The organism is Pseudomonas sp. MWU13-2100 (genome assembly GCF_023242365.1).
Taxonomy (GTDB): Bacteria; Pseudomonadota; Gammaproteobacteria; order Pseudomonadales; family Pseudomonadaceae; genus Aquipseudomonas.
This window is the reverse complement of record NZ_JALLIX010000085.1, coordinates 1-4,965: the sequence shown is the minus strand read 5'-3', so window position 1 is coordinate 4,965 and position 4,965 is coordinate 1. Positions and strand designations below refer to the sequence as shown.

Sequence of the window (4,965 nt, the reverse complement as noted above, 5' to 3'; positions counted from 1 at the left end):
GTCGAGAGTTTGCGTGCGCTGAATCTCTATCGTGTGGGAGCGGAGCTTGCCCGCGAAGCTTTTAGCAGCCTTGCGGGCCTCTTCGCGGCGGTCCGGCGTCCCGGTAAATCCTGCTCCCGCACGGACCCTGTGGCACCAGGCTCTGCAACTGAGCGGCCTCAGGGTTGGTGCCCGATAAACTGCGCCCGATAAGCCGACGGGGAAATCCGCAGCGAGGCGTGAAAGTGCTGGCGCAACGACAGGGCAGTGCCGAACCCCGCCTCCAGGGCAATGGCTTCGATACTCTGGGCGCTGCTTTCCAGCAGGCGCTGGGCATGGCTCAAACGTTGCCCCAGCAGCCACTGGCCAACGGTGGTCCCGGTCAGTTGCTTGAAGTGTCGGGTCAATGAGCGGCGACTCATCGCCGCCCGGTCCGCCAGTTCATCCAGGGAGTGGCTCCGGGCGAAGTTTCGCCCGAGCCATTGCAGCAGTTGCCCCATGCGATCCTGCTCGCCGGCCATGGGCAGCGGCCGCTCGATATACTGTGCCTGGCCACCCGAACGATGGGGGGCGACCACCAGGCGCCGGGCCACTTTGTACGTCACCTCGGCCCCGCACAGTTGCTGCATCAGGTACAGGCAGCAATCCAGGCCGGCGGCGGTGCCGGCCGAGGTCAGCAAATGGCCGGACTCGGCATACAGCACGTCGGCATCCAGCAGCACCCCGGGGTATTTGCGGGCGAAGGTCGCGGCCCAATTCCAATGGGTGGTGGCCTTGCGTCCGTCGAGCAACCCGGCTTCGGCAAGGACAAAGGCCCCCAGGCACAGGCCGACGATTCGCGTGCCTTTGCGGTGTGCCTGGCGCAAGGCCTCCAGCAACGGTTCGGGCGGCCGCTCCTCGGTGTCGCGCCAGGACGGCATGATGATCACGTCGGCCTGGCTCAGTACCTCAAGCCCATGATGAACCTGGATATCGAATCCCGCCGAGGTCCTCAGTGGGCCTGGCTCGAAGCCGCAAACCTTGAGGGAAAAGCGCGGCATCTCGATGCCTTCGCGCAGCTCATCGAACACCAGCGTGGGCACGGATAAATGAAAAGGGCTGATGTCGTTGAAGGCGATTACGGCAATGTCGATCGGGGTCATCGGCTATGGGCTCGGGGCAGCGATTTGGCCTGATCTTATCGAATATTGTCTTTCGGGCCACTTATTAATCTGTGGGTCACGCGTAATCATGAGTCCTCGAAAATACTCACCCAGGACGCCCGCCCATGCCCCGTTCTTCCATCCCGGCATCCAAGCCACAGGCGCGGCAACGCCCATGACGATTATTCGCAGTCGCGACTTCACCGGCAGCCGCCCCTGGGCGGCGCTGGATATCGCCAGCATGAACGGCATCAGCACCCGCCTGCACTGGACCGACCAACCCTATGTCTGGCACGTCAACGACGGGCAGGAGGTGTTTGTGGTGCTGGATGGCAGTGTCCGCATGCGTTATCGCAAGGACGGAATCGAGCAGGCCGTGGTACTGGAAGCCGGCGATATCTTTTACGCCGAAATCGGCTGTGAGCACCTGGCCGAACCTTTGGGCACGGCGCGGGTATTGGTGATCGAGGCCGAGGGCAGTCTTTGATCGCTTATCTATAAAATAGATAACTGTTAGAGAAATTACCCGTTATATGGATATTCTATCCGGTTCTATGATGGCTGCAACCTCACTTGAGGACAGGAGTCAGTCATGCAAACGTGCCCCAATAGCGTCAACTTCGGAATCCGGCCATTAGGCCACCTGCAGCACCCCCGCGAAGTCATTCGCCAGTTCACCCCCAACTGGTTCGCCGCCACCATGGGCACCGGTGTCCTGGCGCTGGCCCTGGCGCAGTTGCCGATCGAAGTCCCGGGCCAGCGAGTCTTCGCCGAAGGCCTGTGGTTGTTCAATATCCTGCTGTTCGCGGTGTTCAGCCTGCTCTACGGCGCGCGTTGGGTGCTGTTCTTCCATGAGGCGCGGCGGATTTTCGGGCACTCCACGGTCTCGATGTTCTTCGGTACCATTCCCATGGGGCTGGCGACCATCATCAACGGTTTCCTGGTATTCGGCGTACCGCATTGGGGGGCCAGCGCGGTGCAGGTCGCTGAAGTGCTGTGGTGGATCGACGTGGCGATGTCCCTGGCCTGCGGCGTGCTGATTCCCTACCTGATGTTCACCCGCCAGGAGCACAGCATCGACCAGATGACCGCGGTCTGGCTGTTGCCGGTGGTGGCCGCGGAAGTGGCGGCGGCCAGCGGTGGCCTGCTGGCGCCGCACCTGCTCGATACGCACATGCAGTTCAACGTGTTGATCACCAGCTATGTGCTCTGGGCGTTTTCGGTGCCGGTGGCGTTCAGCATCCTGGTGATCCTGCTGTTGCGCATGGCCTTGCACAAGCTGCCCCATGAAAACATGGCGGCCTCGAGTTGGCTGGCGCTGGGCCCGATCGGGACTGGAGCCCTGGGCATGCTGTTGCTGGGCGCGGACTCGCCGGCGATTTTCGCCACCAACGGTTTCGCCGGCATCGGTGACATCGCCAGCGGGATGGGCCTGATCGCCGGGATCATTCTCTGGGGCTTGGGTCTGTGGTGGATGCTGATGGCGGTGCTGATCACCCTGCGTTACCTGCGCCGCGGCATCCCGTTCAACCTCGGTTGGTGGGGCTTCACCTTCCCGTTGGGGGTCTACGCCCTGGCGACCTTGAAGTTGGGCAGCACCTTGCACCTGGGTTTTTTCAGCGGCTTTGGTCTGGTGCTGGTGGTGTTGCTGGCGCTGCTCTGGCTGATTGTCGGCTCGCGGACCCTGCGCGGGGCCTATAAAGGTGAGCTTTTTGTTTCACCTTGCCTGGCAGGAATAGCGAAATAGTTGCCTGATATTAGGTAAGGTTGTGGCCCGGGGGTGGTGATCCGCCTTCCAACAAGAAAGCCGCTCTCGGCGCCACTCAGGTACAGGGAAGATGAGTCACCCCTCACAGTTCAGTCTGCTGCGTACGCGGCGTTTCCTGCCGTTCTTCGTCACGCAGTCCCTCGGTGCTTTCAACGACAATCTGTTCAAGCAATCGTTGATCCTCGCCATCCTCTACAAGCTCGCTCTCACGGGTGATCGCGGCATCTGGGTCAACCTCTGTGCCTTGCTGTTCATCCTGCCGTTCTTCCTGTTCTCGGCCCTGGCCGGCCAGTTCGGCGAAAAATTCGCCAAGGACGCGCTGATTCGGCTGATCAAACTGGGGGAAATCGTCATCATGGCGGTCGGTGCCGTGGGCTTTGTCTTCGATCACCTGTCGTTGATGCTGGTGACGTTGTTCGCCATGGGCACCCACTCGGCGCTGTTCGGCCCGGTCAAATACTCGATTCTGCCCCAGGCTCTGCGGGAAGACGAACTGGTGGGCGGCAATGGCCTGGTGGAAATGGGCACTTTCCTGGCGATCCTGGCGGGGACCATCGGTGCCGGGGTGATGATGTCCTCGGCGCACTACGCGCCCATCGTCTCCAGCGCCATTGTGCTGGTGGCGGTGCTCGGTTACCTGGCCAGCCGCAGCATTCCGCGGGCGGCGGCGGCGAGCCCGCAGTTGCGGCTGAACTGGAATATCTTCAGCCAGTCCTGGGCCACCTTGCGCCTGGGCCTGGGGCAGACGCCAGCGGTGTCGCGCTCGATTGTCGGCAACTCCTGGTTCTGGTTTGTCGGAGCGATCTACCTGACGCAGATTCCGGCTTACGCCAAGGAGTGGCTGTACGGCGATGAAACCGTGGTGACGCTGATCCTCACGGTGTTTTCCGTGGGTATTGCCGCCGGTTCCATGCTTTGCGAGCGGTTGTCGGGGCGCAAGGTGGAAATCGGCCTGGTGCCTTTCGGCTCGTTCGGCCTGACGCTGTTCGGCCTGTTGTTGTGGTGGCATTCCGGCAACCTGCCGCAGAACGTGCAGGCCAACGACTGGCTGGCGATCCTCGGTTATCACCAGGCCTGGTGGGTGCTGGTGGATATCCTCGGGCTGGGCGTCTTCGGTGGTTTCTACATCGTGCCGCTGTATGCCCTGATCCAGTCGCGCACCGCCGAGAACGAGCGGGCCCGGGTGATTGCCGCCAACAATATCCTCAATGCGTTGTTCATGGTGGTTTCGGCGATTGTCTCGATCCTGCTGCTGAGCGTGGCGAAGCTGTCGATTCCGGAGTTGTTCCTGGTGGTGTCGCTGATGAACATCGCGGTCAACGCCTATATCTTCAAGATCGTGCCCGAGTTCAGCATGCGCTTCATGATCTGGCTGCTCAGCCATTCCATGTACCGTGTCGAGCACCGTAACCTGGAGCTGATTCCCGATGAGGGGGCGGCCTTGCTGGTCTGCAACCATGTGTCGTTTGTCGATGCCTTGCTGATCGGTGGCGCGATACGGCGGCCGATTCGCTTCGTGATGTATTACAAGATCTACCGTTTACCGGTGCTCAACTTCATCTTCCGCACGGCCGGGGCCATCCCGATTGCCGGGCGCGGTGAAGACCTGGAGATCTACGAGCGTGCGTTCCGGAAGATCGCCGAGTTCCTGAAGGAGGGGGAGTTGGTGTGTATTTTCCCTGAGGGCAAGCTGACCACCGATGGTGAGATCAACGAGTTCAAGGGGGGCATGACCCGCGTGCTGGAGGAGACCCCGGTGCCGGTGATTCCGCTGGCGTTGCAAGGTTTGTGGGGGAGTTTCTTCAGCCGTGACCCGGCCAAGGGCTTGTTCCGGCGCTTGTGGTCGCGGGTGACCCTGGTGGCGGGGACGCCGGTGGGGGCGGAGGTGGCGGTGCCGGCGCAACTGCGCGAACAGGTGTTGCAACTGCGGGGGCGGGTGCGCAGATAGGTGTGTGGGAGTGGCGCTTTTGGTGGCTTTGCGGGCCTCTTCGCGGATGAATCCTGCTCCCACAATGGTGTGTCGAGCCGAGAGTTTGCTTACGACTGGATATCCCATGTGGGAGCGGAGCTTGCCCG

General features: G+C 61.8%; 4 protein-coding genes. 3 read left to right on the top strand and 1 reads right to left on the bottom strand.

The annotated features are described in order from the left end of the window. Nucleotides 1-158: 158 nt before the first annotated feature. Nucleotides 159-1,121: a GlxA family transcriptional regulator gene (locus M5B99_RS29235; protein ID WP_248807402.1), complete on the bottom strand. Its 963-nt coding sequence runs from the start codon at nt 1,119-1,121 to the stop codon at nt 159-161. Between the two features lie 175 nt (nt 1,122-1,296). Here M5B99_RS29235 and M5B99_RS29230 point away from each other — a divergent pair, with 175 nt between their 5' ends. The 3 genes from M5B99_RS29230 (at nt 1,297) to M5B99_RS29220 (ending at nt 4,837) form a co-directional block, all read left to right on the top strand. Beyond that, nucleotides 1,297-1,608 (top strand): cupin domain-containing protein, encoded by a 312-nt coding sequence (locus M5B99_RS29230; protein ID WP_248807401.1) that lies wholly within the window; start codon nt 1,297-1,299, stop codon nt 1,606-1,608. Nucleotides 1,609-1,713: 105 nt separating this feature from the next. Continuing rightward, on the top strand, nt 1,714-2,868 hold the full coding sequence (locus tag M5B99_RS29225) for a TDT family transporter (protein ID WP_248807400.1): 1,155 nt from the start codon (nt 1,714-1,716) through the stop codon (nt 2,866-2,868). Nucleotides 2,869-2,959: 91 nt separating this feature from the next. Further along, a complete protein-coding gene (locus tag M5B99_RS29220) occupies nt 2,960-4,837 on the top strand; it encodes an MFS transporter (protein WP_248807399.1) in 1,878 nt (625 codons plus the stop codon). Nucleotides 4,838-4,965 lie beyond the last annotated feature (128 nt).

What these genes read in the sequence shown, in the direction of transcription:
- M5B99_RS29235 (WP_248807402.1), bottom strand. Translation starts at nt 1,121, where the DNA reads ATGACCCCGATCGACATTGCCGTAATCGCCTTCAACGACATCAGCCCT.
- M5B99_RS29230 (WP_248807401.1), top strand. Translation starts at nt 1,297, where the DNA reads ATGACGATTATTCGCAGTCGCGACTTCACCGGCAGCCGCCCCTGGGCG.
- M5B99_RS29225 (WP_248807400.1), top strand. Translation starts at nt 1,714, where the DNA reads ATGCAAACGTGCCCCAATAGCGTCAACTTCGGAATCCGGCCATTAGGC.
- M5B99_RS29220 (WP_248807399.1), top strand. Translation starts at nt 2,960, where the DNA reads ATGAGTCACCCCTCACAGTTCAGTCTGCTGCGTACGCGGCGTTTCCTG.